The sequence below is a fragment of the Micromonospora sp. KC213 genome (assembly GCF_004348325.1).
In the GTDB taxonomy this organism is placed as follows: Bacteria; Actinomycetota; Actinomycetes; order Mycobacteriales; family Micromonosporaceae; genus Micromonospora.
Genome location: NZ_SMKF01000036.1, coordinates 1 through 23,202 on the forward strand (window position 1 = coordinate 1; position 23,202 = coordinate 23,202).

Below are 23,202 nucleotides of genomic sequence, written 5' to 3' on the forward strand. Positions count from 1 at the left end.
GCTCAGCTCCGGTCTGGCAAGAGACTAGCCGCAATCGCCCGCCGAAGATGTCCGGCGGGTGTACCAGGGGTGTCGCGGCGGGGCGGCCGTTATCCGGAGACCGACCCGTCGCGCTGCCGGGGCACCGCCGCGTCGGTGGCCAGCGCTGCGGCGACAGCTTCCACCAGGGTGTCGAGATACGTGTCGGGCAGTGGGGTCCGGGTGATGGCCAGCCGCCAGTAGAGCGGGCCGGCGATCAGGTCCACCGCGGCGTCGAGGTCGGTGCCGGCGGGCAGTTCCCCCCGGTCCACCGCCCGGGCGATCAGCCGCCCGCCGATCTCCTGCTGTTGGGCGCGCAGCACCCGTTGCAGGGTTTCGTCGATGGTCGGGTTGCGGGCCGCCTCGGCCAGCAGGTCCGGGATGATCTGCGAGGCGAGCGGGTGGCTCAACGCGTGCGCCACCACCTGGAACAGCAGGGCGAGGTCGCCGCGGAGGGTGCCGGTGTCCAGGGCGGGCAGCTTCTTGCCGGCGGCGGCGGCCACGGTTTCCAGAACGAGGTCGAGCTTGGAGTTCCACCGGCGGTAGATCGCTGTCTTGCCGACCCCGGCGCGGCGGGCCACCGCCTCGATGGAGAGCCGGCCGTAGCCGACCGCGGCGAGTTCGTGCATCAGGGCCCGCCGGATGGCCTTGGTGATGTCGCCGCGAAGCACTGCGGCACCGGCCGGCGCACGCCTCTTCTCGCTGGTCATCTGGGGTTCTCCGGAGCTGTCACGCAGGCCAGATTAGCGCAACGACGCAACGGTTGCGTCGCGACGTGTTTTCCACTAGCGTCCACCCCGCGACGAGGCGGCCCTCCCCATCCAGCTCCCACTAAGATTCCATCGTCGCGCGCATCCCTTTGGCACGAAAGATCGGAGCGCCCTTTCATGGCCGACACCGCGCTGGTGGACCCCGCAACGGGTCTGACCCAGGCGCAGCTGGCCGCCCGGCACGGACTACGGGTCGCCGGTGAGCGTCCCTCCCTGGCCGAATACAGCCGCCGGCTGTGGGCCTACCGGCACTTCATCGCCGCGTACGCCAACGCCAAGCTCGTCGCCTCGTACAGCAACGCGAAGCTGGGTCAGATCTGGCAGGTGCTGACCCCGCTGACCAACGCCGCCGTCTACTACCTGATCTTCGGCGTGGTGCTGGCACAGAAGGAGATCCCGAACTTCATCGCGTACCTGACCACCGGGCTGTTCATCTTCAACTTCACGCAGAGCGCGGTCCTGGCCGGCACCCAGTCGATCAGCAGCAACCTGGGGCTGATCCGGGCGCTGCACTTCCCCCGCGCCAGCCTGCCGGTGGCCGCCACGCTCACCCAGTTCCAGCAGTTGCTGGCCTCGATGGTCGTGCTGGTGGGGATCGTGCTGGTGACCGGCGAGCCGATCACGCCGGAGTGGCTGCTGATGGTGCCGGCGCTGCTGTTGCAGGCGGTGTTCAACGCCGGGATCGTGCTGGTGGTGGCCCGGATGGGGTCCAAGTCCAGCGACCTGAAGCAGCTGATGCCGTTCATCATGCGCACCTGGATGTACGGCTCCGGGGTGCTGTACAGCGTCTCGCTGTTCAACCGGCTGCCGGAGTGGGCGAGCACGCTCATCCAGTACAACCCCATGCTGGTCTACATCGAGCTGGCCCGGCACGCGCTGCTGGAACAGGCTCCGCTGCTCAACGAGTCGCTGACCCGGCTCTGGCTGGTCGCGGCGGGCTGGGCGGTGGTGGCCGGCATCGGTGGCTTCGTCTATTTCTGGCGCGGCGAACAGGAGTACGGCCGTGGTTGAGCACCTCGCGGCGTCCAACGACGTCACCATCACCCTCCCCCGGGTCGGCGAGCGCATCCCCACCGTGGTGGTGGACGACGCGCACGTGATCTACCGGGTGCACAAGGGCGCCGGCGGCGGCACCACCCCGGTGGCCGCACTGCGCCGGTTGGTCAAGCGCACCTCCGCACCGAACATCCAGGAGGTGCACGCGGTGAAGGGGGTCACCTTCACCGCGTACCGGGGCGAGGCGATCGGGCTGATCGGCAGCAACGGTTCCGGTAAGTCGACGATCCTGCGGGCCATCGCCGGTCTGCTGCCGGTCAACCGGGGCGCGGTCTACACGCAGGGCCAGCCCTCCCTGCTCGGCGTGAACGCCGCCCTGCTCAACGACCTGTCCGGGGAGCGGAACGTCACGCTCGGCTGCCTGGCCATGGGCATGCACCCGGACGACGTGGCCCGGATGACCCCGGAGATCATCGAGTTCTCCGGGATCAACGAGCGGGGCGACTTCGCCAGCCTGCCGATGCGGACGTACTCCTCCGGCATGGCGGCCCGGCTGCGCTTCTCCATCGCGGCGGCGAAGAAGCACGACGTGCTGCTGATCGACGAGGCGCTCGCCACCGGCGACAAGGGCTTCCGCAAGCGCAGCGAACAGCGGGTCCGCGAGCTGCGGGAGAGCGCCGGCACGGTGTTCCTGGTCAGCCACCAGCTCTCCTCGGTGCGGGACACCTGCGAACGGACGATCTGGCTGGAGTCGGGGCTCATCCGGATGGACGGGCCCACCGACGAGGTCATCCGGGCATACGAGGCATTTTCCAACAAAAAGTAGAATCTATCCCACGACACCGCGCCGGAGACCGCGTCGCCCCGTTGGGGCGGCGCGGTCCGCGCGTTAAGGTTCAACCCGTCGCCGCTCGGGCGCCATCTTTCGTTCAGCTCCCCCTGAGAGTGAGGATCGGCAATGACGCAGGACCACACCACTGGCCCGGACGCCGCACCGGAGACCCCGGCGCCGTGGCGGCCCTCGCGGACGGTGGCGGTGGTGCTGGCCGGCGGCACCGGGACCCGGCTCGGCCTGGGCATCCCCAAGCAGCTACTGAAGATCGCCGGTAAGCCGATCATCGAGCACACCCTGGCCGTCTTCGAGGCCGCGCCGGAGATCGACGAGATCATCGTGCTGATGGCCACCGGCCACGTGGAGCAGGCCCAGCAGATCGTCGACAAGGCCGGCTTTCGGAAGGTCAGCAAGGTGATCGAGGGTGGCGACACCCGCAACGCGACCACCCGGATCGCGCTGGACGCGGTGGGCGAGGGCGATGTCAACATCCTCTTCCACGACGCCGTCCGGCCACTGGTCAGCGCCCGGATCGTCCGCGAGTGCGTCAACGCGCTCTGGACGTACTCCGCCGTCGACGTGGCGATCCCGTCCGCCGACACGATCATCCAGGTCGACGAGAACGACTGCATCACCGACATCCCGGTCCGCTCCACCCTGCGTCGCGGCCAGACCCCGCAGGCGTTCCGGTCCGGGACGATCCGTGAGGCGTACCGGCGGGCCGAGGGCGACCCGCACTTCGCGGCCACCGACGACTGCGGCGTGGTGCTGCGCTACCTGCCCGGCACCCCGATCAAGGTGATCGACGGCTCGGACGAGAACATCAAGGTCACCCACCCGGTCGACGTGCACCTGGCCGACAAGCTCTTCCAGCTCGCCGCCGCCCAGGCCCCCCGGCTGACCGACCACCGCAGCTACACCGAGGAGTTGACCGGCCGTACGGTCGTCATCTTCGGCGGCAGCTACGGCATCGGCCACGACCTGGCCGAACTGGCCCGCCGGTACGGCGCCCAGGTCTTCCCGTTCAGCCGTTCCAGCACCGGCACGCACGTCGAGCGCGCCGAGGACGTGACGGCCGCACTCAAGACGGCCTTCGAGGCCACCGGCCGGATCGACCACGTGGTGGTCACCGCCGGGATCCTGGAGAAGGGCGCCCTGGCCGACCTGGACGAGGAGACCATGGACCGGGTGCTCCAGGTCAACTTCGTCGGTCCGGTCATCGTGGCCCGGCAGTCCCTGCCGTACCTCCAGCAGACCAAGGGCCAGCTGCTGCTCTACACCTCCAGCTCCTACACCCGCGGGCGGGCCCAGTACGCGCTCTACTCATCCACCAAGGCGGCCCTGGTCAATCTCACCCAGGCGCTGTCCGACGAGTGGGCCGAGTTCGGCGTCCGGGTCAACTGCATCAACCCGGAGCGCACCGCCACCCCGATGCGCACCAAGGCGTTCGGGGAGGAGCCCGAGCACACCCTGCTCGCCGCCGAGACGGTGGCCCGGTCGTCGCTGGACGTGCTGATCTCCGACCTCACCGGCCAGGTGATCGACGTCCGCCGGGCGCCGGGTGAGCCGGCCGCCGTGCCGGCCCAGCAGACCGCCGTCGGCGCCGACCGGCTCGCCAGCGCCGGCTGACCCACGTATCTGCGAGGCGGGCGATCGACATGCGTGGTGACCTGGTCAGAAAACTGATCGCGCGGTGCCTGACCACCGGCCTGGCCGTGGTGGCGTTCCTGGTGGTGGCGCTCACCGGCGCCACCGGGTGGGGTCTGGCGCTGGCGGTGGCCGCGCTGGTCGCCGCCGCGGCGGAACGCCGGGTCCGTCCGAACGCGGACATCACGGCCGAGACGGTGCTGCTCGCCGCCGGGATCCTGGTCGGGTACGCGCGCCGGCTCGACGCCGGCTTCGACCCGGTGCTGGCGCTGACCGGGCTGGTGCTGCTCGGGCTGGTGCTGCTGGTCGGTCCCCTGCGCGACGCCGGCAACCTGGAGCTGCGGGCGGCGAACCTGCCGGTGCGCACCTGGACGCCGGTGCTGGCCGCCCGGCTCGACGGCGCGTTGCTGGTCCTGCTCGCGGTGATCGCGGTCGCCGCCGCCCCACCCCTACCTGCCGTGGTCGCGCTGGTCGCCGCCCTGCTGGTGGCCGGCGCGTGCGCGGCGGTCGGCCTCGACCTGGCCCGGCGACGGTTCCGGCCGAATGCCGGCGGCGGGCCGGTGGCCCGGGCGTTGCGCGCGCACCAGCCGGAGTTCCTGCTCTACTTCTCGGCCCCGCCCGGCTCGGAGTACCAGGTCACCATGTGGCTGCCCTACCTGGAGCGGTTGGGCCGCCCGTTCCTGGTGCTGCTGCGGGAGCCGGAGTTCCTGCCCACCATCGCCGCGGCCACCTCCGCCCCGGTGGTCTACTGCCCGACCCTGCACGCTATGGACGAGGCGCTGGTGCCGAGCCTGCGGGTGGCGTTCTACGTCAACCACGGCGCGAAGAACAGCCACTGCGTCCGGTTCACCCAGCTCACCCACGTCCAGCTGCACCACGGCGACAGCGACAAGGCCCCCAGCGCCAACCCGGTCTCGGCGATCTTCGACCGGATCTTCGTGGCCGGGCCGGCCGCCATCGAGCGGTACGCCCGCGCCGGGGTGGAGATCCCCGCGGAGAAGTTCGTCGTGGTCGGCCGCCCCCAGGTCGAGTCGATCGAGGTACGCCCCGAGCCGGCCCTCGGCCTGGCCAACCCGACCGTGCTGTACACGCCGACCTGGACGGGGCACCACGCCGACGCCAACTACTGCTCCCTGCCGGTGGCCGAGACGCTGCTGCGCCGGCTGCTCGACCGGGGCGCCACGGTGATCCTGCGGGCGCACCCGTACACCACGCAGAACCCGGCGTCGGCGCGGCACCTCGCCCGGCTGACGGAGCTGCTCGCCGCCGACCGGGCCCGCACCGGGCGGGCGCACCTGTGGGGTGCGGCGGCCGGCCGCGAGCTGACCCTGACCGACTGCGTCAACCGGGCCGACGCGCTGGTCTCCGACGTCTCCGGGGTGATCTCCGACTTCCTCTACTCCGGCAAGCCGTACGCGGTGACCGACATGGGGGTCGACGGCGATCAGTTCGTGGCCCGGTTTCCCCTGGCCGCCTCGGGTTACGTGCTGCGGCGCGACATGTCCAACGTCGACGACGTGCTGACCCGACTGTTGGACACCGATCCGCTGGCCCCGGCCCGGTGGGCGACCCGCCGCCACTACCTCGGCGACTTCCCGGCCGCCTCGTACGCCGAGGGCTTCCTCGCGGCGGCCCGGCGCGAGCTGGACCCGGGCTGGGCGCCGCCGTCGCCGCGCGCCGCGGACGCCTCGCCGCTGTCCCCCACCGCCTGAACGGCCGGATCATCATGTGCCGGAGATGCTGCCGAGAGGTCGGCACCGCAGGTGCTGAGCGTGGCGGCTGGTCGCAGGCCGCGGAAGGAAGCCGGGCCGGGTGCGGCCCGGGGTGCACTGACGACGGTTCCAGAGCCGGACGTGTCCCTACAGCGAAACCCGGCCGCGAACGAGCTCGCCAGGTCGGGACTTTGTCGGCCAGTTCGTTCCGCTGACGCCTGCGCGTCCAGTCACCGACAACGTCAGATCCCGGAGTCGCCGCCCGGTGAGTCGTCGCCCTCGTCGTCGACCACGAAGATCGGCGAGAGGCGTTCCGCCAGAATGGACCCGTTGATCTCCTCCCAGCGATACCTGCGGTCATCGGCGACCGCAAGGTAATACTGCTCGTAGGTGCCCCACCAGCTGGGCTCGTAGGCGACCACCTCGACGTCCTCGCTGGGAAACCGTGCCCGGACCTGCTCGGGTAGGAGGCACCCGTCGTCTCTCAGGACATGGTCTCGTATCGTCACCATCGCCACCAGACGGCTGTCGGCGTCGCGCCACACCCGAAGTCGACCGCTTCTGCTCCAGCGGTCCCCACTAGTCCGGTAGTGCCAGTCTCCCTCGTCGAACACCAACTCCGGCCCCGCCATCCCCCCAGTATGCGTGGTCGCATCCACATCGGCCTCCGCGTCTGTCCGAGAGCGACGGCGTGCGTTGTGCAGCGGCTGGGTCTTGAGCGCCCGAGTCTACGACGCAAGCCGGTGAACGCTCAGCGCCTGGATGCCACCGGAAACGCCTCATCTCCTGCCATCCGAAGGACACCCGCAGCGACACCCGTGGGCTTGATCAGGCGCACTGTCATCGACACGAGTGCATACCAGGCGGGCCGCTGCGCTCGCTACTGTCAGTGACGGGCGATTCGCGGCAGAGGGACATGCGAGCGGCGTTGAGCAGTCGCTCAAAACGTCGTAAGCTTCGGATTGAGCGACCGCTCAACCTGGCGGGGCGGGTTCTGCCCGAGCAGGTACCACTCCGGCGACGCCGGCGGCGCGCCGAAAAAGGAAGGCGACCAGATGAGAGCCCCCCGATTGGTAAGCGCCGTCCAGCGCCGCCTCCTCGTGAACTACCGCACGGACCCGGAGGTCACCGCACGGCTGCTACCCGCCCCGCTGCGGCCGCAGGTCGTCAACGGATGGGCTGTGTCGGGCATCTGCCTGATCCGGTTGAGCGGCGTCCGTCTCCCAGCCCTGCCCACACCGTTCGGCCTGCGGAGCGAAATTGGCGCGCACCGGATCGCGGTTGAGTGGGACACACCCGACGGCGTCGCACACGGCGTCTATATCCCACGCCGTGACACCAGCTCCCGGCTCAACTCCCGGGTCGGCGGCAGGATCTTCCCGGGGTGGCACCACCGCAGCCGCTTCGACGTCAGAGAGAGCGCGGACGAGCTGCGGATCGCCTTCGCCGACCCGGGCGAGGCGGTACGCGTCGACGTCCACGTCCGTATGGCAGCCGCCCTGTCCGGCAGCCACCTCTTCGATGACGTCGACCAGGCGTCGGAGTTTTTCCGGCGCGGTGCCACCGGCTTCTCGATTACCCCCGATCCGAGCCACCTCGACGGTGTGGAGCTGCTCACCCAGGGCTGGCGGGTCAGGCCGGTGGAGCTGGCCTCGGTACAGTCCACGTTCTTCGACGACCCGGCCCGGTTCCCCCCGGGATCCGCGATACCCGACTGCGGGCTGCTGATGCGCAATCTCCCAGCCACCTGGAAGTCGCTGCCGCCGATAGCGGTGCGGCCCACCGGTGGCCCGGTCACCACCTGCAGCCGATGAAGGTCGTCATCGCCGGCGGTTCCGGGGCGCTCGGGCAACGAATCGCCCGCGACCTGATCGGCCGGGGCGACGACGTGGTGGTACTGAGCCGTTCGGTCACGCGGGTCCGGTGGGGCCGGCAGGTGCACTGGGACGGTCGAACCGTCGGCCCCTGGGCAGCTGAACTGTCCGACGCCGCCTTGGTAAACCTGTGCGGTGAACTGGTGCTCCGGCGGCCGACACCGGCCAACATCGCGCTGCTGACACGTTCCCGGACGGAACCCACCCGGGCGCTCGCCCGCGCCTGCACCGGTCTGGACCGGCCGATACCAGTGCTCCTACAGATGAGCACGCTGGCGATCTACGGCGACGCCGGCGAGGCGGTGCTCGACGAGTCCGCCCCGCCCGCCCACGGTCCACCGCAGATGGCCGGTGTCGCGCGGGCGTGGGAGGAGGCCGCGGCGGAGATCAGCGCGGCGCGCCAGGTCACGCTACGGACCGGCATCGTGTTCGACCGCGACACCCCGGCCTTCGATCGACTGACCGGACTCGTGCGATGGGGTCTCGGTGGCCGGATGGGCAGCGGCCGACAGTGGATCAGTTGGCTGCACATCGACGACCTGTGCGCGATCGTGCGCCACTGCGTGGACGACCCCGAGCTGTCGGGCATTGTGCACGCAACCTCCCCCAGCCCCGTACGCAACAGCGATCTCATGGCCACCCTCCGCCGGACGATGGGTCGTGCCGGTGTTCCCACCCCTGCGCCGCTGGTCCGGGTCGGATCAGTGTTCATGCGCGCCGATCCGCTATTGGCGCTGGCCGGCCGTCGGTGCGTCCCGAAGCGGCTGCGCGATGCCGGCTTCGAGTTCACTCATCCAGAGTGGGGATCTGCGGTCGCCGACCTGCTCAAATAGCCGGCGTTCCGGTGTGCACATCGACGCCTACGCCGACAGAGGGGCGACGGGTGCCGACCGACCCCGACGGAGGGTCGGCACCCGTGGCGTACGCGGCGGGATCAGGCGGAGTAGCCGCGGGTGGCGATCCAGTTCGCCAGGTCGACCGTGGTGATCCAGTACTCCGGCAGGTTCGGGTCGGCCGAGTCGGCGATCCGGACCAGCCGACCGCTGTCCCGGTACCCGATCACGGCGATGTAGTGGCCACCCGGGAAGGAGTGCCAGCCGCCGTCGGTGTCGGTGGCGTCACCGGCCACGTTGGCGACGACTCCCCGCCGGGCGGTGATCGCCGTGACCACGTCGGCCCGGAGTTGGGCGACCTGCGCCGCGTTCGGGGTGCCCGGGAACATCCGGGTCCGGTACGGGTCGCCCTTGACGAACTGGTTGAGCACCCGGGTGGTGTCCAGGGCCGAGTTCGTGCCCATCTCGGTGGTGCCCAGCGGCCCGGCCACTGCGTCCTGGCTCCGGTCGACGCCGGCGGCGCTGAGCGCGTGGCGCACCGCCGCGGGACCGCAGTAGTAGTAGGTGATCTGGGCCTGGTAGTCGTAGTCGAGGACCTTCGACGCGGGGGGCTTGGGAGCCGCCGTGCGGGTCAGGTCGGGGTCGGCCGTGCGGCGGGGCGTGGCCGAGGGCCGGGCGGTGGCCGGCGGGCTGGGGCTCGCCGAGGGCGACGGGCTGGCGACGGCGGCCCGGGCGTGGCTCCGGCTGGCCACGTCGGCCAGGCGCGGGGCTGCCTCGATGACGGCGGCCGAGGTCTGGTGGCGGGTGGGCGGCTGGTCGGCGCCGGCGACCAGGACGCCGGTGCCGGTCGCCAGCACGAGCGCGGCGGCGGAGCCGGCGACGAGCTGGTACGGGCGGCCAATGGTCAGGCGCCGCAACTGCCGCCTGCGGTGGTGCTTCACGGGTTCCTCCACGGTACGGGGGCGGGAGCGGCACGCCGGACCGGCGCGTGACGGCAGGCGTCACACGCGGAGGGCAGGGGCGGCTCGCTCGGTGAGGGATCGCCCGGACGGGTCGCCGGGCGCAGGGGGGGCGGATGCCAGAGTCAGGCCGTGACGGCGTGTCCTACCGGCGGGTGCACCCCGGTACCGAGGTGGAGCGGAGGTGAGGGGTGTGGGGCACGGGGATGGAACTCCTTCCGACACCGCCTACCGGGTTAGCTGACGGATTCGGGCGGGAAGATCGCCCTACCACGGGACTGTGCCCTGCGGATTCACCCCGGACGTGCTGTGGGTCCCCGGTTCGTGACAGGCACGATTCGGCGGGCCGACACGGCGTCGCCTCTTGCGATCGGTTACCGCGTCGGACTGCGGTGACACTACTGGCCCAAGCGCCCTGCGCCAACCCCCCTGAGCTGCTAAAACATCATTCGGTGGCGCTGTTTCCGGTGCAGTTCGCCACTGACGTGACTCAATGGGACGAGCGGCCTTTCCGGCATGACCGGACGACAACCGGACACCGACGGCGACAGTTCCCCGCATTGCCGCCGTCGATGTCACCGACTGTCACCGATGCCCGTTTTCGGGGCAACGTGACCGGGCTCACGGAGTCCGAGCTGGCGATCTCGGCGGATCCGCCGCGCCCACCCCACGACCGGGACCACACGACGACCGCCGACACCGACGCTGGCCCGCACCCCGGCCCTGGCACGTATCGCGAGCCCGGTGCGGGTGCCCGGCGTGGTGTTGACAGCTCCGGGCACGGAACCGGGCTCATCCGACCCGGGCCGGCCGCCAGCGGGTCACGGCGGCGGTACGGAAGTCGGTGGCGGTTCGCCGCCGCACGGGCGCCCGGTCCGGCCGCAGTCGCTGCGCCGCCGCGTACGCCTCGACGGCGAGGGCCCGGGCGGCTTCCGCCGCCCGCTCGGCGTCCTGCCAGGCCGCGCGTTCCCGGTCGACCGCCGCCCGGTACGCCTCCCGTCGGCTGTCGCGCACGGCGCGGACCAGTCGTACCTCCTGCTCGACCGGGTGCCGCCGGGGGTCCCAGCCGTCCCGGTGGGCGAAGACGTCCCACAGCCGCTCCACCGGCAGTTCGCCGCGCCAGTGCGCCGCCACCGCGGCCCGGTGCAGCCAGCGCTCCCGCGCGGCGTACTCCGCCGGAGTGCGCGGGGTACGCGGGGTCGGCAGCGCCCCGACGCCGACGAACCGGCGCGCAACCGTCTCCGCCTCGTCGTAGGCGGACCAGGCGCGCTCCACCTCCTCCTGGGCGACCAGCCATCTGTCCCGCCACCGCCCGGCGGTCCGGGCGGCGTGTGCGGCGGCCACGGCGACCTCCTCGGCGTACCGGCGCAGGTCCGCCGCCTCGACGGCCGGATCGTCGGTCGGGTCGGTGGCGTCGCCGTGCGGGCTCTCCCGCTCCGGCCGGGCCACCAGCACGGTGAGCATGGTGAGAGCGAGGACCAGCAGGGCCGACCAGATGGCGACGGCGGTCGGGACCTCGATCAGGAACTGGTAGACGACGGCGTTCACGAATCGGCACCTCCCTGGAGCAGGACGCGGATCAGGGACCGCACCCTCGCCCGGCGGCGACGTGCCGGCCGTCAGACCGGGCGGACGGGCGGGTGCGGGGTGGGATCGACAGGGCGTGGTCGCGCGGGGCGGTCAGGCGACGGGCGGCGCGCGCGGGCCGGTGCCGGCCGGCGCCCACCCGGCCGGGGCGGGAGGCGCCACGGTGTCGGCGGCGGCCGGAACACCGGGCGGCACGGCCACCGGACCGGTCGCGGGGGGTGCGCCCGGCGGCAGTTCGCCGGCGGCGTGGTCCTGGGCGGCGGTGTACCCGCCGGGCACCGCGACGGCCGGCTCGCCCGTGGGCCCGGCGACGGCTCGTTCTCCGGTGATCACCGCGACGGGCCGCGCGAGGCCGGGCCGAACCGCCGCCTCGGCGGAGCCGGCGGAAACCGGTGCCCCGATGAGCGGCATGGGAGCGGTCGCCACCGGGCCCGGTGGCGCGGCCACGCCGTCGGGCGCCGGGGAGCCGCCGAACGAGAACGCGACCGCCATGGCCAGACTGGCCAGCAGACGGCAGGCCCAACGCGTCACCGACCACAGGGGACTGGTGAACGCGACCGGGAGCACGGATCCACGCTACCGCCGACACCGCTGGGGACGCAGCGCCGACGGGCGTGTCGCACGGTGGACGGTCAGCCTGGACGGCCGGCGGTGGATCGCGACGATGAGGTGGCGGCCCGACGGGCGACCGGCACGGTGGTGTCGCCCGTCGCCGGCCGGTCGCCGGCCGGCACCGGCGCACCGGACGGGGGCACCGGCGGACGGCGGCGGGGAGCCAGCCGGCGCATCATCGGGTTCTCCACCCAGCGGTGCAGCGCGGCGGCGAACACCAGGTTCACCACCAGGAAGCCGAGCACCGCCAGCGGCCCCCACCAGCCCGGCAGCCCCACCCCGAGGTGACCGGAGGCCCGCAGCACGGTGACCATCACCAGCACGTGTACCAGATAGAAGGCGAAGGAGACCTCGCCGAGCCAGACCAGTCGGCGGTGGCGCCACGGCGAAGGCCGCCCGCGTACGTCCGCGTCCGCCGCCGCGGTGATCACCAGGAGGTACGCCACGGAGAGGATCGCCGCCCACAGCTCGGCGCGGATCCACAGGCCCGCCACCACCCAGGTGGCCACGAAGATCAGGCTGGCCAGGGGAAGCCGTGGACCGCGCCACCGGTCCCGGCGCATCAACTCGGCGGCGGCCACGCCCAACCAGAACTCGGTCGAGCGGACCAGCGGGAAGATCTGGGTGAACCACCAGGTGCTCTCCTCGGGCACCAGGAGCTGACCCGGCCAGAGCGCCACGATCACCAGTGGCACGGCCACCACCACCGACCAGAGCAGCCCGGTGCGGGCCCGGCGTAACGCCGGCAACACCAACGGCAGGCAGAGGTAGAAGAACAGCTCGCAGGAGAGCGACCAGCTCACCGTGTTGATGCTGTAGAAGTAGCCCGGGGTGGGATCCCATGCCTGGACGAGAAACAGGTTCTCCAGGGCCGCCCGGGGCACCACCGGGTCGGCGAACCACCACATCACCGCCAGCGCCGCCGCCCAGGTCAGCACGTGGTTCGGGTAGATCTTGGCCAGTCGCCGCCGCCAGAAGTCGCGGTGCCGCTCGCCGTCTCGGGCCGACCACACCAGCACGAAGCCACTGAGGATGAAGAAGAACTGCACCCCGGACAGACCGAGGGTGAAGATCACATCGACGACGGCCTTGGCGTCGGGGTCACCGACGATCCGCATGGTGCCAGCGTGGTAGCCGAAGACCAACATCGCGGCCACCCACCGCAGACCGGTCAGCGAGGGCAGCCGGTTCGCCGACGGCGTGCTCGTGGCGGACCTTTCCGCATCGACACGGATCGACACCACGTACATCCCCTTCTCGGCCGCGTCGTCGCCACGGCCCGGGGCGACGTCCCACACGGCCCCCGGTGAGGACCGCCGCCGGGCACCCTACCCGCTCGTCCGGCGAATGCCGGTCAGAGGCCGGCCACGTCGCGGACCTGCTCCGACCATCCGAGCCTCGGGCGAAGACGATGGCGGATCCGTCACGGGCCTGATACGCCACGGACGGGTACCGGTGACGGTCCACCCACCCGGCCCGTAGCCGCGCCGACGACGAACTCATCCACGGCTGTCGGGATGCGTGGCTGCGCGAACCGAGCACCTCGCCCCTCGTACCCACACCCTGCGGGGACGGTGGCCGGGGCGATCGCGATCGCCCCGGCCACCGTCCCCTGGCCTATCAGGACCACTTCTGATAGTCGCCCGCGTTCGGCGAGTTCAGATAAACCGAACCCTGCCAGTTGCTGTCGAGTGCGCTGTAGTGATTGATTTCATTTCTGTGGTTGATGCGGCCGGTGAACGAATCCTTCTGCCACTGCTGGTAGCGGCCGCCATTGCAGGCCAACGTGTACACCCTGCCGGTGGATTCGGTGCCGTCGAGGCACTCCGAGCTCCAGCTGTTGATGAGGTACGTCCAGGTGCCACTTCCAGCCCCCCAATACCAGAGCTGTTTGGTCCCGCCATTGCACGGGGCCGTGAAGACGTGCCCCGTGCTGCCACCGAGCGCCTGCTCCAGGCATCGGTTGGTGGCCCTGTTCCTGATGCTGACGGCGGCCAGGGCTCCCACACCGGCCGGTTCCACAACGAAGCCGGATTCAGCCGGGGCGGTCAGGGTCGCGGTGATCGGCGCAGCGACCGAAACACCTGCTGGCGCGGGTGCCAGCCCGGCACCGGATGCTCCGGTGGCAGGCCGCTCCACATTCGATGCACTCGCCGGCGCAGACAGCGCCAAGACCACTCCGAGTGCAACCATCACGGGCGCGATGATCTTTTTCAATTCGACTCCTAATTGTCGTGAGTTCGACGCGCTCACTATCGCAGGAACAGATCGCGTGCTGCGAGGGTTGTAAGTCCTGGCTTAACCGTGCCGCTCAGCGCCTCGGGTGACCGCTTGGCGGCATGCTCCGACTGCGATGCCGACGCGCATGGGGGATGCGGATGCACCGGATTCACTTCACGGCCGCCGACCTGGCACGGGTGCGGGTGGCGCCGACGTTGGGCCCCATGGCCGAGACCCTGTTCAGCCTCCTCAAGCTGCGCGGGCGGGTGGAGGAGACAGTGTTCGGCGGGTGGCGGCGTCGCGTGCGCGGCGCCCTTGACTCGCGGTCCGCTGTCCTGGCCGCGATCGCGCCCGCGCGAATGCCGTTCCTTGACCTGGCCATGCTCGCCGGGCCCGGCCGCGACCTGGCCGAAAGCGGCGAAACGTTCCTGGCCAGCCCCCGGCAGGCCGTCCGGGCTGAACTAGATTTCTACGCCGAGCATCACGGCCGGGTGCCGACCGTGCTCACTGGGCTCGTCGACACTCTCGCCGTCCGGCAGGAGGTGCTGTCCGTGATGGATGCCTACCACCGCGTCGCTGTCGGCCCACACTGGAAGCGCATGCGCGCGCACCTTGACGCCGAGCGCGTCCAACGCGGCACGATCCTGCTCGACCACGGCGTCGACGGTCTCCTGTCGAGCCTGCACCCGGACATCCGGTGGAGGCCGCCGACCCTCTACGTCCGTACCCCCGACCAGTTCGACTGCGACTTCACCCTCGACGGGCGCGGGCTGCTGCTGGTGTCGTCGTTCTTCCTGCCCGCCCCGGTGATCTGTTACGACCCCAGCAATCCCGCCGACTGCTCCCTGGTCTACCCTGCTCCGCTCGGCATCGACCACGCCGCGGACATCTGGACGGCCGGCACATCGACGCAGGCGCTCGCCAACCTCCTCGGGCGCACCCGCGCGTCGGTGCTCACCGCCATCGCCGACGGTGTGACCACCACCGGCTCCCTGGCCCGCCGCCTGGACATCTCATCGGCGGCGGCCAGCCAACACACCGCCGTCCTCCGCGAGGCAGGCCTGATCACGACACGCAGGCATCACAACAACGTGCTGCACAACCCCACCCAGACCGGCCTGGCGCTCCTCGACCGGCGCAGCACATGAGGCGCGCGGGGGTCGCGCCGCCCCACACCGGGACACCGGAACTGGCCACCCGTTAACCCTGTGCTCGCGAGCTGTTCAACCATCTCATCGTTGCCGGATACGTCAGGTTCCGTGCCCGGCCACCCGGGTGCCCGAGGGTGGCGGGGTGGTCAATCCGCCCGCACCCACCCCGCTGCTGAGCGTCGTCGTCCCGGTCCACGGGGTCGAGGCGTACCTGCACCAGTGCCTCGACTCGATCCGCCGGGACGTCCCCGCCGGCGACGCGGGCACCGTCGAGATCGTCGCCGTCGACGACGCCTCGCCGGACCGGTGCGGCGAGCTGCTGCGGGCGTACGCGGCGACCCATCCCGGCGTGCGCACCGTCCACCTGGAGACGAACGTGGGGCTCGGCCCGGCCCGCAACGCCGGGCTGGAGGTGGCCGGCGGCGACTACGTCTGGTTCGTCGACAGCGACGACTGGCTGCCGCCGGGCACCATCCCGGCGGTACTGGCGCGGCTGCGGGCACACCGCCCGGACGTGATGATCATCGACCATCTGCGGGTGCACGAGGACGGCCGGCACGAGACCGATGCCAGCAGCCCGCTGCTGCGCGGGGTGCCGGACGTGGTACGGCTGGCCGACCGGCCCCAGTTGCTGCGCGTGCAGCACACCGCGTGGAACAAGGTGGTCCGCCGGACCTTCCTCGACGAGTTGGAGCTGCGCTTCCACCCCGGCTGGTACGAGGACATCCCGTTCAGTCATCCGCTGCTGATCGGCGCGGAGCGGATCTGCGTACTGGACCGGGTCTGCTACCACTACCGCCAGGGCCGACAGGGCGCGATCACCTCCACCCGCAGCGGCCGGCACTTCGACGCCTTCGACCAGTACGACCGGCTGCTGGACTGGGTCCGGCGGCGGTACCCGGACGACCGACTGCACGCCGAACTGTTCGGACTGATGGTCAACCACATGCTGGTGGTGGTCGGCAACGACGACCGGCTGCACCCGCATCTGCGCCGTGCCTTCTTCCGCCGGGTGGCCGAGCAGTACCGTCGTCATCTGCCGGCGAGCGGCTACCCCCGCCCCGGTGGGGTGGCCGGGCTCAAGCACCGGCTGGTCGGCCGGGACAGCTACCTCGCGTACGCGGCGCTGCGACGCGCGCACCGGCTGGCCGGCCGGGTACGGCAGCCCGCCCCGTCCACCGCCGGACATCCGAGCGCGCCGGCTCTGCCAGAGCCCAGCGGTGCGGCGGATGGTCCGGCGCGGGTCGACGGGTCGCAGTCGGACGTGCTGGCGGGGCGGGGCAGTCCGTGAGCGTCCCGGTCGCGGGTTCCGCTCTCCGGAGCCGGACCGGCGGCTCGGCGCGCGGGGCGTTCGCATCGTCCGGGGACGACGGGGCAAGGACCGCGCATGGGCGCGGACGCACAGTGAACAGGGGTCGGGCATGACGGTGGCAGTGAAGATCGGACCGCACGTGGTGGGGGCGGGGGAACGACCGTTCGTGGTGGCCGAGATGTCCGGCAACCACAACGGGGACCTGGACCGGGCGCTGGCCATCGTGGACGCCGTCGCGGCCAGTGGGGCGCACGCGTTGAAGTTGCAGACCTACCGGCCCGACACCATCACCATCGACGTCGACTCCCCCGCCTTCCGGATCTCCGGCGAGCACGAGCTGTGGGGCGGCGAAAACCTGTACCGGCTCTACGAGAAGGCGCACACCCCGTACGAGTGGCACGCGCCGATCTTCGCCCGGGCCCGGGAGCGAGGGCTGACGGTGTTCTCCTCGCCCTTCGACCCGAGCGCGGTGGAACTGCTGGAGGAGCTGGACGCGCCGGCGTACAAGATCGCCTCATCGGAGCTGGTCGACCTGCCGCTGATCCGGTTGGTGGCCAGTACCGGTAAACCGTTGGTGATCTCCACCGGAATGGCGACGGTCGCCGAGATCGACGCCGCGGTGCGCACCGCGCGGGAGGCGGGCGCCGGTGGCATCGTCCTGCTGGCCTGCACCGCCTCCTACCCGGCTCCGCCGGCCGACAGCAACCTGCGGCGTATCCCGGTGCTCGCCGACCTGTTCGGGGTACCGGTGGGCCTGTCCGACCACACCCCCGGCATCGGGGTGCCGATCGCCTCGGTGGCGCTGGGCGCCTGCTTCGTCGAGAAGCACGTGACGCTGGACCGGTCCGACGGCGGGGTGGACTCGGACTTCTCGCTGAACCCGGACGAGCTGGCCGCCCTGGTCGTCGAGTCGCAGCGGGCGTACGCGGCGCTGGGCGGAACGCTGGTCGGCCCGACCCCCGCCGAGCGGGAGGGGCTGCGCTTCCGCCGGTCCCTGTGGGTGGTCGAGGACGTCCGGGCCGGTGAGCCGGTGACCACGCGCAACGTCCGCTCGATCCGCCCGGCCGGGGGGCTGGCCCCGGCGGCGATCGACGCCGTGCTCGGCCGGGCCTTCGCCGTCGACGTTCCCCGGGGCACCCCGCTGAGCTGGGACCTGATCTGACGCTCGCCCGCCGGCCGCGCCACCGCGCGGCCGGCGGCACGCGGGTTCTTGCCGCCGATGGCCTGCGCCTCGGCGACGCCGTCGCCGATTGCGCCAGGTGGGGTGTCGGGCACGCTGGAAGTCAGCGCCTGCCGTAACCCACCCGCGCAGGGCGACCATTGTGGGCCGTCGGGGACGGACCGGTCAGGGCGCAAAGGCCACCGTGACGACCAGGTCGGCCACGCGCAGAGTCCGCCACACCGCCGGCGTCTGCGGGGGTACGACCAGCCCGTGCCGCCGCCACCAGAGGGCCACCGGCACCTCCGCCAGCTTGCACAGGCTCTCCGCCCGGGTCCACCGGGCCCAGAAGTCGGTGGGCCCGAAGCGCCGGGCCAACGCCGGCGGTACCTCGGCGTCGGCCCGTTCGGCGTCGACCGCCACCCGCCAGCCCGGCGCGGGCGGGCCGTACCAGCCGACGCAGCGCCCGTCGTCGAGGTGGCTGCGGGTCACCGCGTACGCCAGCTCGGCCGGCGTGCCGACCCGCAGGTGCCGTTCGGCGGCCGCCAGCAGGGCCGGCACCGGACGTGTGCCGGCCGGGCCGGGCGGGCCCGGCCGGCCGGCCACCCCGACCGGTCCCCCGCGCGGATCAGACGGAGGCCGCACCGTCCACCACGATCACCTGGCCGTTGATGTTGGTGTGCTCGCGCAGCAGCATCCGTACCACCGGCACGACCTCCGCCGGCTCGGTGAGATGCCCGGTCGGCGTGCGGCGGACGATCTGGTCCAGCTGGGTGCTGCCCAGCACGGCGGACATCTCCGAGGCGAAGAACCCCGGCGCGACCGCGTTGACCAGCACCCGCCCGCCCAGCTCCCGGGCCAGCGAGCGGGTCGCGGCGTCCATGCCGCCCTTGGTGGCCGAGTACGCCACCAGGCCGGGAAAGCCGCGCTGCGCGCAGATCGAGGTGATGTTGACGATCCGGCCACGGCGTCCGCCGCCGAGCATCCGCCGGACCACCAGGCGGGTCAGCTGCAACGGCGCGGTCAGATTCGTCTCGACGATCCGGGCGATGTCGGCGGTGGAGGTGTGCGTGTGCATCGAGTCCTGGCCGACGGCGGCGTTGTTGACCAGCCCGTCCACCGGGCCGAGCCGCTCCTCGGCCGCCCGCAGGAAAGCCTGCGCGGCGGACAGGTCGGTGACGTCGACCGTGCCGACGTGCACCCGGTCCGGGTACGTGTCGGCCAACTTCGCCAGCTCGGGAGTGACGGTACGGGCGAACGCGGCCACCTTCACCCCGGCATCGAGCAGGTCGGTGACGATGGCCAGCCCCAGTCCGCGCGATCCGCCGGAGACCAGGACCACGGAACTGGGTGGGACCAGAGGGGTGTCAGACATCGCTCTTCAACGTCTCCTTGACGGGTATCTCGGGCAGCAGCCGGATGCGGCGGGGCACCGCGTGCTCGGGTAGCCGGTCGGCGCACCAACGGACCAGCTCGGCCTCGTCCGGCGCGTCGTCCGACGCGGTCGGGACCACCTCGGCGACCACCATCCGGCCGAGCAGCGGCGCCCGACGGCCGCTGACCCGCGCCCAGGCCAGCCGCGGGTGGGCGGCGAGCACACCCCGGACCAGGCCGGCGGAGACCTTGCTTCCGCCGACGTTGATCTCGTCGGAGTCCAGCCGACCGGTGATCAGCACCCGGCCGTCGACGACCTGCACCCGGTCGCCGGTACGCACCGGGCCGTCGAGCCCGGCGCCGTGGTGCGGGGAGATGATCACCAGTTCCTCGCCGTCGACCGAGAGCGTCGGCCGGCCGGGCAGGCGGCGGTCCAGCCACCCGACCGGAAAGCCGGCCCGACCGTCGTGGACCACGATGGACGCCCCCACCTCCGAGGAGGCGTAGATCCAAGAGATCCGGGCGGCTGGGAACACCTCCCGCAGCCGGTCCAGCACCGCCTGGTCGACCGGTTCACCGCCGAGGGTGAGCTGGCGCAGCGGCACCCGGGCCAGCGCCGCCGGGTCCCGGTGCAGGGTGCGCCGCCAGAACGTCGGGGTGCCGGAGGCGGCGTCCACCCCGTGCGCGGCGGCGAGCGCCGGCCAGTCGTCCAGTTCGTCGGCGTCCACCACCACCAGGTGCTGCCCCGGCTGGGTCAGCGACAGGGTCACCACCTGCCACCAGGCGTACGTGCCGGACGCGTACGGGCAGAGCCAGGTGCGGGCCGGCTGGACACCGCGAACGGTGGTCAACGACTCCAGGGTGTGCCCGACCCGCTTGGGTCGCCCGGTGGAACCGGAGGTGAGCAGCCAGAGCCGACCCGGCTCGGCGGGACGCGACCGGACCGCCGGCTCGGCGTCGGACCCCGGGCCGGTGACCGTGAAGCCGGCCGCCCGCAGTTCGTCGCGCATCGCCCGGTCCATCCGGGCGGCCGAGGTGAGCAGCAGCTCGGTGCCGTACGCGGCGTGGTGCCGGGCCGCGGCCAGCGCCTCGGCCGGGCCGGCGGTGAGGACGGCGGCCGGCGACGGCAGCGCCGGCTCGGGCAGGTCGCGCCAGGTCGTGACGCGGCCGGCGACGACGATCCGGTTGTCCAACCCGGCGAGGGTGCCGACGGTCACTGGCGCTGGAGGGACTCGAGGAAGTCGAGGACGTCCCCGACCGTGGCGATGCGGCGCAGGCCGGGGGCGTCGAAGTTGAGTTCCTCCCCGGTGGCGTCCTCGACCCGCAGGGCCAGTTCCGAGAAGTCCAGCGACCGGAAGCCGATCTCCCGCAGGTCGGCGGCGTCGTCGTCCGGCAAGACCCGGCCCTGGTTCGCCAGCACCTGCGACATGAGGTCGCGGATGTGCGCGCGGCTCAGTTCGTTCATGCGGCGGAGTGTAGCGCCCGGAAAATGCTGGCGACATTTCCCGGGTAGGGTCTGGAGGACTGACAAGGAATCGCACGGAAAGGGCCGCCAGTGCTACGCGAAGCGACCGGGGACGACGTTCACCTGATGTTTTCCTGGCGTAATCAGGAAGCCAACCGGCAGGTCAGCAAGACCAGTCACGTGATCTCCGCCGCCGAGCACGCGGCGTGGTGGTCCCGGGTGTGTGACGACCCCACCAGGCGGGTGCTGGTGTACGAACGCGACGGGCTGCCCTGCGGCGTGGTGACCTTCTTCGACCTGCGGCTGGACGGCCCGCGTACCGGGGCGTGGGGCTTCTACCTGGACGCCGAGGGGCTGGCCGGGCGGGGCGAGACGCTACCGGCCTGGCTGGAGGTGATGCGCGAGGCGGTGGACCACGCGTTCGACACGCTGGCGCTGGACCGCCTCGACGGGGAGGTGCTGGCGCACAACACGGTGGTACGTCAGATGAACCATCGGTTCCGGTTCGTCGAGGGGATCCCGCAACGGCAGGTGCACGACGGGCGGGAAATCGAGGTTATCCCGATTTCCCTGACCCGGGAGAATCGCCGCCGTCGCTGATTTCGACAATTGTCCGTCCGGCATTCACCCGGCGGACATCGGAAGTTCATTCCCGGCCACGCGGGTCAGCCGCGCCGCCAGGCCGCCCAGTGCTGGCGCGGATTGCCGCCGAGCCGGACGAACCCGTACCGGGCACCGTCCCAGTCGTCCGGTTCGCCGGGCGCCCAGCGGGTGAGCACCACGTCGGCCGCGGCCGGCGGCCGGTCCCGGAACCACCGCACGTCCGTCCAGGTCACCTGGTGGCTGAGGTTGAACCGCAGGATGTAGTGCACGCCGACGGAGGCGTACACCCGTTCGCCGGGGCGCAACCCCAGCTCGGCGAGGCGCGGGGTGGGGGCGGTGGCCGCCACCATCGGCCGCACCAACCGGTCGGTGATCACCGCCATGGTGCCGATGTTCACCGCCACCAGCGCGGCCAGCGCGGCGATACGCCACCGGGGTCGGCGCAGGGCGACCACCAGCAGCAGACAGCCGGCCATGCCCACCGCCGCGCCGGTGAACGGGCGGAACTGGCGCCAACCACCGGTCAGCGCCATCAGGTCGGGTGCGCCGAACCCGCCGTAGCGCAGCTCGTGGCCCCGGCTGGCCACGTACGCGAGCCGGGCCGCGATCAGCGTCGCCCCGCCGATCAGCACCGCCACCGCGACGGCGGCCCGGCGCAGCGCCACCCGCCCGGTCACGGTGAGCAGCACCCCCACCCCGACCAGCAGCCAGAACGGGGCCAGCATCTGCACGTACCGGCCGTAGATGGCGTCCAGCGGCTTGCTGGTGATGCCGGCGAGGATCACCGACGCCCCACCGGCCACGCCGACGCTCGTCACCAGGGCGACGCCGAGCGTCCAGCGGACGGCCGCGTCCCAGGTCGGCCGGAACAGCTCGCGCACCGCGGCGGCCCAGGCGATCCCGGCCAGCCCGAAAGTGATCACCACCAGGTACCAGAGCTGGGTGGCGACGGCCGCGGAGAGCCGCAGCAGCCCGGGCCCGGAGGCAACGGCCCGTAGGGTGCCGCCGCCGGGCGGGTTGCCGAGCAGGTACACCCGATCCCCGAGCAGGCGGATGCCGGCCTCGTTGACCAGGGCCAGGGCCAGCACCGGCAGCACCGCGGCGAGGACCTGGGCGGGGGTCGCCCGGCGGCGGACGAGCAGCAGCAGAACCAGCCCGACGTGCACCGCGACGATCACCAGGCCCCGGGAGTGCAGCAGATGGAACGCGCCGGCCAGCGTCCCGACGGCGACGGCAGCCAGCGGTGTGGGCCGGGACAGCCAGCGGTGCACGGCGAGCAGCCAGGCCAGCACCAGCGGCGCCATGACCGTGTCGATCATCGCCACCTGGGCGTAGAAGGCGGTCGCCGGCAGGGTCGCCGCGACGGCGGCGGCTGCCAGGGCGGTCGACCGGCGCAGCGCGAACAGCCGGCGACCGAGCAGGTACGCCAGCGGCAGGGTGAGGCTGTTCAGCATCGCGTTGATCAGGTGCACGAGGCGGTAGCTGTCGGTGAACTCCCGGTCGCCGAAGAACGCCGGGGCGATCAGCATCGGGTAGCCGACCCGGCGCAGCGGACCGTTCTCGCTGCTGAAACCACCCGGTCCGCCGGCGAGTGCCCGCGCGGTGTTGAGGTAGCTGTCCTCGTCGGTGTGCGCGATCGGCAGCGTCACGTGCCGGGCCAGCCACATCCGCCAGCCGACCCCGGCCAGCCAGCCCGCGACCAGCAACGCCGGCACCAGCCACCGTCGGCTGGGGGTGGCCGGCGGATTCGCCGGATCGGCGGGCCGTGCTCGCACGTCGGTGCCGGACGCCATCGTCGCCTCCTGCTCGGTCGGTGCCCCGGCGACCGGCGGTCGACAGGGACGGATGGGATGACGCGGGCCCGGCTCCACGTCGACCCCTCGCGAGATCGTGGCGAGTTCGTTCCGGCGGAACGACAACCTTCCAGGATCTCCGGCTCATGCCCGAAAGGTGACGGGAGTCCGGGGCTGCCAGGTGGACAGGTCGCCGCGCGATGTGCGGTCCGTCGCCTCGGGGGTACCGGACGGACGCACCACGGCGGCGTACGGCCGGCCGCACCGGACGCGCGGGCCACTGTA

General features: G+C 72.0%; 22 protein-coding genes and 1 riboswitch. Of the genes, 10 read left to right on the top strand and 12 right to left on the bottom strand.

The annotated features are described in order from the left end of the window. Window positions 1-89 precede the first annotated feature (89 nt). On the bottom strand, window positions 90-728 hold the full coding sequence (locus E1166_RS10660; RefSeq protein ID WP_132338025.1) for a TetR/AcrR family transcriptional regulator: 639 nt from the start codon (window positions 726-728) through the stop codon (window positions 90-92). Between the two features lie 177 nt (window positions 729-905). Here E1166_RS10660 and E1166_RS10665 point away from each other — a divergent pair, with 177 nt between their 5' ends. The 4 genes from E1166_RS10665 to E1166_RS10680 all read left to right on the top strand — a co-directional run bounded on the left by E1166_RS10665 (window position 906) and on the right by E1166_RS10680 (window position 5,975). Continuing rightward, entirely contained in the window at window positions 906-1,799 is an 894-nt protein-coding gene (locus E1166_RS10665; protein WP_132270763.1) for an ABC transporter permease, read from the top strand. Further along, window positions 1,792-2,610, top strand: coding sequence for an ABC transporter ATP-binding protein (locus E1166_RS10670; protein ID WP_132338027.1), 819 nt, complete (start codon window positions 1,792-1,794; stop codon window positions 2,608-2,610). The genes E1166_RS10665 and E1166_RS10670 overlap by 8 nt, the downstream gene beginning before the upstream one ends. A gap of 132 nt (window positions 2,611-2,742) precedes the next feature. Beyond that, window positions 2,743-4,245 (top strand): bifunctional cytidylyltransferase/SDR family oxidoreductase, encoded by a 1,503-nt coding sequence (locus E1166_RS10675; RefSeq protein WP_132338029.1) that lies wholly within the window; start codon window positions 2,743-2,745, stop codon window positions 4,243-4,245. Window positions 4,246-4,274: 29 nt separating this feature from the next. Continuing rightward, a complete protein-coding gene (locus E1166_RS10680) occupies window positions 4,275-5,975 on the top strand; it encodes a CDP-glycerol glycerophosphotransferase family protein (RefSeq protein WP_132338031.1) in 1,701 nt (566 codons plus the stop codon). A gap of 242 nt (window positions 5,976-6,217) precedes the next feature. Here E1166_RS10680 and E1166_RS10685 read toward each other — a convergent pair whose 3' ends face one another. Continuing rightward, window positions 6,218-6,607, bottom strand: coding sequence for a hypothetical protein (locus E1166_RS10685; RefSeq protein ID WP_132338033.1), 390 nt, complete (start codon window positions 6,605-6,607; stop codon window positions 6,218-6,220). A 423-nt stretch (window positions 6,608-7,030) separates the two neighbouring features. Here E1166_RS10685 and E1166_RS10690 point away from each other — a divergent pair, with 423 nt between their 5' ends. Beyond that, entirely contained in the window at window positions 7,031-7,789 is a 759-nt protein-coding gene (locus tag E1166_RS10690) for a DUF2071 domain-containing protein (protein ID WP_132338035.1), read from the top strand. Beyond that, window positions 7,786-8,682 carry a TIGR01777 family oxidoreductase gene (locus E1166_RS10695; protein WP_132338038.1) on the top strand — a complete coding sequence of 299 codons (897 nt, stop codon included), beginning with the start codon at window positions 7,786-7,788 and terminating at the stop codon, window positions 8,680-8,682. The genes E1166_RS10690 and E1166_RS10695 overlap by 4 nt, the downstream gene beginning before the upstream one ends. A gap of 101 nt (window positions 8,683-8,783) precedes the next feature. Here the strand turns inward: E1166_RS10695 and E1166_RS10700 are convergent, their stop codons facing one another. The 5 genes from E1166_RS10700 to E1166_RS10720 form a co-directional block, all read right to left on the bottom strand. After that, window positions 8,784-9,635, bottom strand: a complete 852-nt coding sequence (locus E1166_RS10700; protein WP_207914151.1) for a C39 family peptidase — start codon at window positions 9,633-9,635, stop codon at window positions 8,784-8,786. Between the two features lie 216 nt (window positions 9,636-9,851). Continuing rightward, a riboswitch (cyclic di-AMP (ydaO/yuaA leader) is annotated at window positions 9,852-9,995 on the bottom strand. 438 nt (window positions 9,996-10,433) lie between these two features. After that, the gene (locus E1166_RS32485; RefSeq protein ID WP_132338042.1) at window positions 10,434-11,189 is read right to left on the bottom strand and encodes a hypothetical protein; all 756 of its coding nucleotides are present in this window, start codon (window positions 11,187-11,189) and stop codon (window positions 10,434-10,436) included. A gap of 132 nt (window positions 11,190-11,321) precedes the next feature. After that, entirely contained in the window at window positions 11,322-11,795 is a 474-nt protein-coding gene (locus E1166_RS10710; protein WP_132338044.1) for a hypothetical protein, read from the bottom strand. 65 nt (window positions 11,796-11,860) lie between these two features. After that, complete coding sequence (locus tag E1166_RS10715) at window positions 11,861-13,138, bottom strand: acyltransferase (protein WP_243710292.1); 1,278 nt, start codon at window positions 13,136-13,138, stop codon at window positions 11,861-11,863. A 322-nt stretch (window positions 13,139-13,460) separates the two neighbouring features. Beyond that, complete coding sequence (locus tag E1166_RS10720; protein WP_132338047.1) at window positions 13,461-14,057, bottom strand: RICIN domain-containing protein; 597 nt, start codon at window positions 14,055-14,057, stop codon at window positions 13,461-13,463. Window positions 14,058-14,284: 227 nt separating this feature from the next. Here E1166_RS10720 and E1166_RS10725 point away from each other — a divergent pair, with 227 nt between their 5' ends. The 3 genes from E1166_RS10725 to pseI all read left to right on the top strand — a co-directional run bounded on the left by E1166_RS10725 (window position 14,285) and on the right by pseI (window position 17,685). Then, window positions 14,285-15,208 (top strand): winged helix-turn-helix domain-containing protein, encoded by a 924-nt coding sequence (locus tag E1166_RS10725; RefSeq protein WP_165944309.1) that lies wholly within the window; start codon window positions 14,285-14,287, stop codon window positions 15,206-15,208. A gap of 145 nt (window positions 15,209-15,353) precedes the next feature. After that, the gene (locus tag E1166_RS10730) at window positions 15,354-16,502 is read left to right on the top strand and encodes a glycosyltransferase (protein WP_132338052.1); all 1,149 of its coding nucleotides are present in this window, start codon (window positions 15,354-15,356) and stop codon (window positions 16,500-16,502) included. A 130-nt stretch (window positions 16,503-16,632) separates the two neighbouring features. After that, window positions 16,633-17,685, top strand: coding sequence for a pseudaminic acid synthase (gene pseI / locus E1166_RS10735; protein ID WP_132338055.1), 1,053 nt, complete (start codon window positions 16,633-16,635; stop codon window positions 17,683-17,685). Window positions 17,686-17,868: 183 nt separating this feature from the next. Here pseI and E1166_RS10740 read toward each other — a convergent pair whose 3' ends face one another. The 4 genes from E1166_RS10740 to E1166_RS10755 are packed head-to-tail and all read right to left on the bottom strand — an operon-like array spanning window position 17,869 to window position 20,521. Then, window positions 17,869-18,288, bottom strand: a complete 420-nt coding sequence (locus E1166_RS10740) for a hypothetical protein (protein ID WP_243710293.1) — start codon at window positions 18,286-18,288, stop codon at window positions 17,869-17,871. A 22-nt stretch (window positions 18,289-18,310) separates the two neighbouring features. Further along, the gene (locus E1166_RS10745) at window positions 18,311-19,057 is read right to left on the bottom strand and encodes an SDR family NAD(P)-dependent oxidoreductase (protein ID WP_132338057.1); all 747 of its coding nucleotides are present in this window, start codon (window positions 19,055-19,057) and stop codon (window positions 18,311-18,313) included. Continuing rightward, window positions 19,050-20,273, bottom strand: a complete 1,224-nt coding sequence (locus E1166_RS10750) for an AMP-binding protein (RefSeq protein ID WP_132338059.1) — start codon at window positions 20,271-20,273, stop codon at window positions 19,050-19,052. The genes E1166_RS10745 and E1166_RS10750 overlap by 8 nt, the downstream gene beginning before the upstream one ends. Further along, window positions 20,270-20,521 carry an acyl carrier protein gene (locus E1166_RS10755; RefSeq protein WP_165942634.1) on the bottom strand — a complete coding sequence of 84 codons (252 nt, stop codon included), beginning with the start codon at window positions 20,519-20,521 and terminating at the stop codon, window positions 20,270-20,272. Before E1166_RS10755 ends, E1166_RS10750 begins: the two co-directional genes overlap by 4 nt. A 90-nt stretch (window positions 20,522-20,611) precedes the next feature. Here E1166_RS10755 and E1166_RS10760 point away from each other — a divergent pair, with 90 nt between their 5' ends. Continuing rightward, complete coding sequence (locus tag E1166_RS10760; protein WP_132266142.1) at window positions 20,612-21,121, top strand: GNAT family N-acetyltransferase; 510 nt, start codon at window positions 20,612-20,614, stop codon at window positions 21,119-21,121. Window positions 21,122-21,186: 65 nt separating this feature from the next. Here E1166_RS10760 and E1166_RS10765 read toward each other — a convergent pair whose 3' ends face one another. Next, a complete protein-coding gene (locus E1166_RS10765; RefSeq protein WP_132338061.1) occupies window positions 21,187-22,917 on the bottom strand; it encodes a glycosyltransferase family 39 protein in 1,731 nt (576 codons plus the stop codon). Window positions 22,918-23,202 lie beyond the last annotated feature (285 nt).

What these genes read in the sequence shown, in the direction of transcription:
- E1166_RS10660 (WP_132338025.1), bottom strand. Translation starts at nt 728, where the DNA reads ATGACCAGCGAGAAGAGGCGTGCGCCGGCCGGTGCCGCAGTGCTTCGC.
- E1166_RS10665 (WP_132270763.1), top strand. Translation starts at nt 906, where the DNA reads ATGGCCGACACCGCGCTGGTGGACCCCGCAACGGGTCTGACCCAGGCG.
- E1166_RS10675 (WP_132338029.1), top strand. Translation starts at nt 2,743, where the DNA reads ATGACGCAGGACCACACCACTGGCCCGGACGCCGCACCGGAGACCCCG.
- E1166_RS10680 (WP_132338031.1), top strand. Translation starts at nt 4,275, where the DNA reads ATGCGTGGTGACCTGGTCAGAAAACTGATCGCGCGGTGCCTGACCACC.
- E1166_RS10685 (WP_132338033.1), bottom strand. Translation starts at nt 6,607, where the DNA reads ATGGCGGGGCCGGAGTTGGTGTTCGACGAGGGAGACTGGCACTACCGG.
- E1166_RS10690 (WP_132338035.1), top strand. Translation starts at nt 7,031, where the DNA reads ATGAGAGCCCCCCGATTGGTAAGCGCCGTCCAGCGCCGCCTCCTCGTG.
- E1166_RS10695 (WP_132338038.1), top strand. Translation starts at nt 7,786, where the DNA reads ATGAAGGTCGTCATCGCCGGCGGTTCCGGGGCGCTCGGGCAACGAATC.
- E1166_RS10725 (WP_165944309.1), top strand. Translation starts at nt 14,285, where the DNA reads ATGGCCGAGACCCTGTTCAGCCTCCTCAAGCTGCGCGGGCGGGTGGAG.
- pseI (WP_132338055.1), top strand. Translation starts at nt 16,633, where the DNA reads ATGACGGTGGCAGTGAAGATCGGACCGCACGTGGTGGGGGCGGGGGAA.
- E1166_RS10745 (WP_132338057.1), bottom strand. Translation starts at nt 19,057, where the DNA reads ATGTCTGACACCCCTCTGGTCCCACCCAGTTCCGTGGTCCTGGTCTCC.
- E1166_RS10755 (WP_165942634.1), bottom strand. Translation starts at nt 20,521, where the DNA reads ATGAACGAACTGAGCCGCGCGCACATCCGCGACCTCATGTCGCAGGTG.
- E1166_RS10765 (WP_132338061.1), bottom strand. Translation starts at nt 22,917, where the DNA reads ATGGCGTCCGGCACCGACGTGCGAGCACGGCCCGCCGATCCGGCGAAT.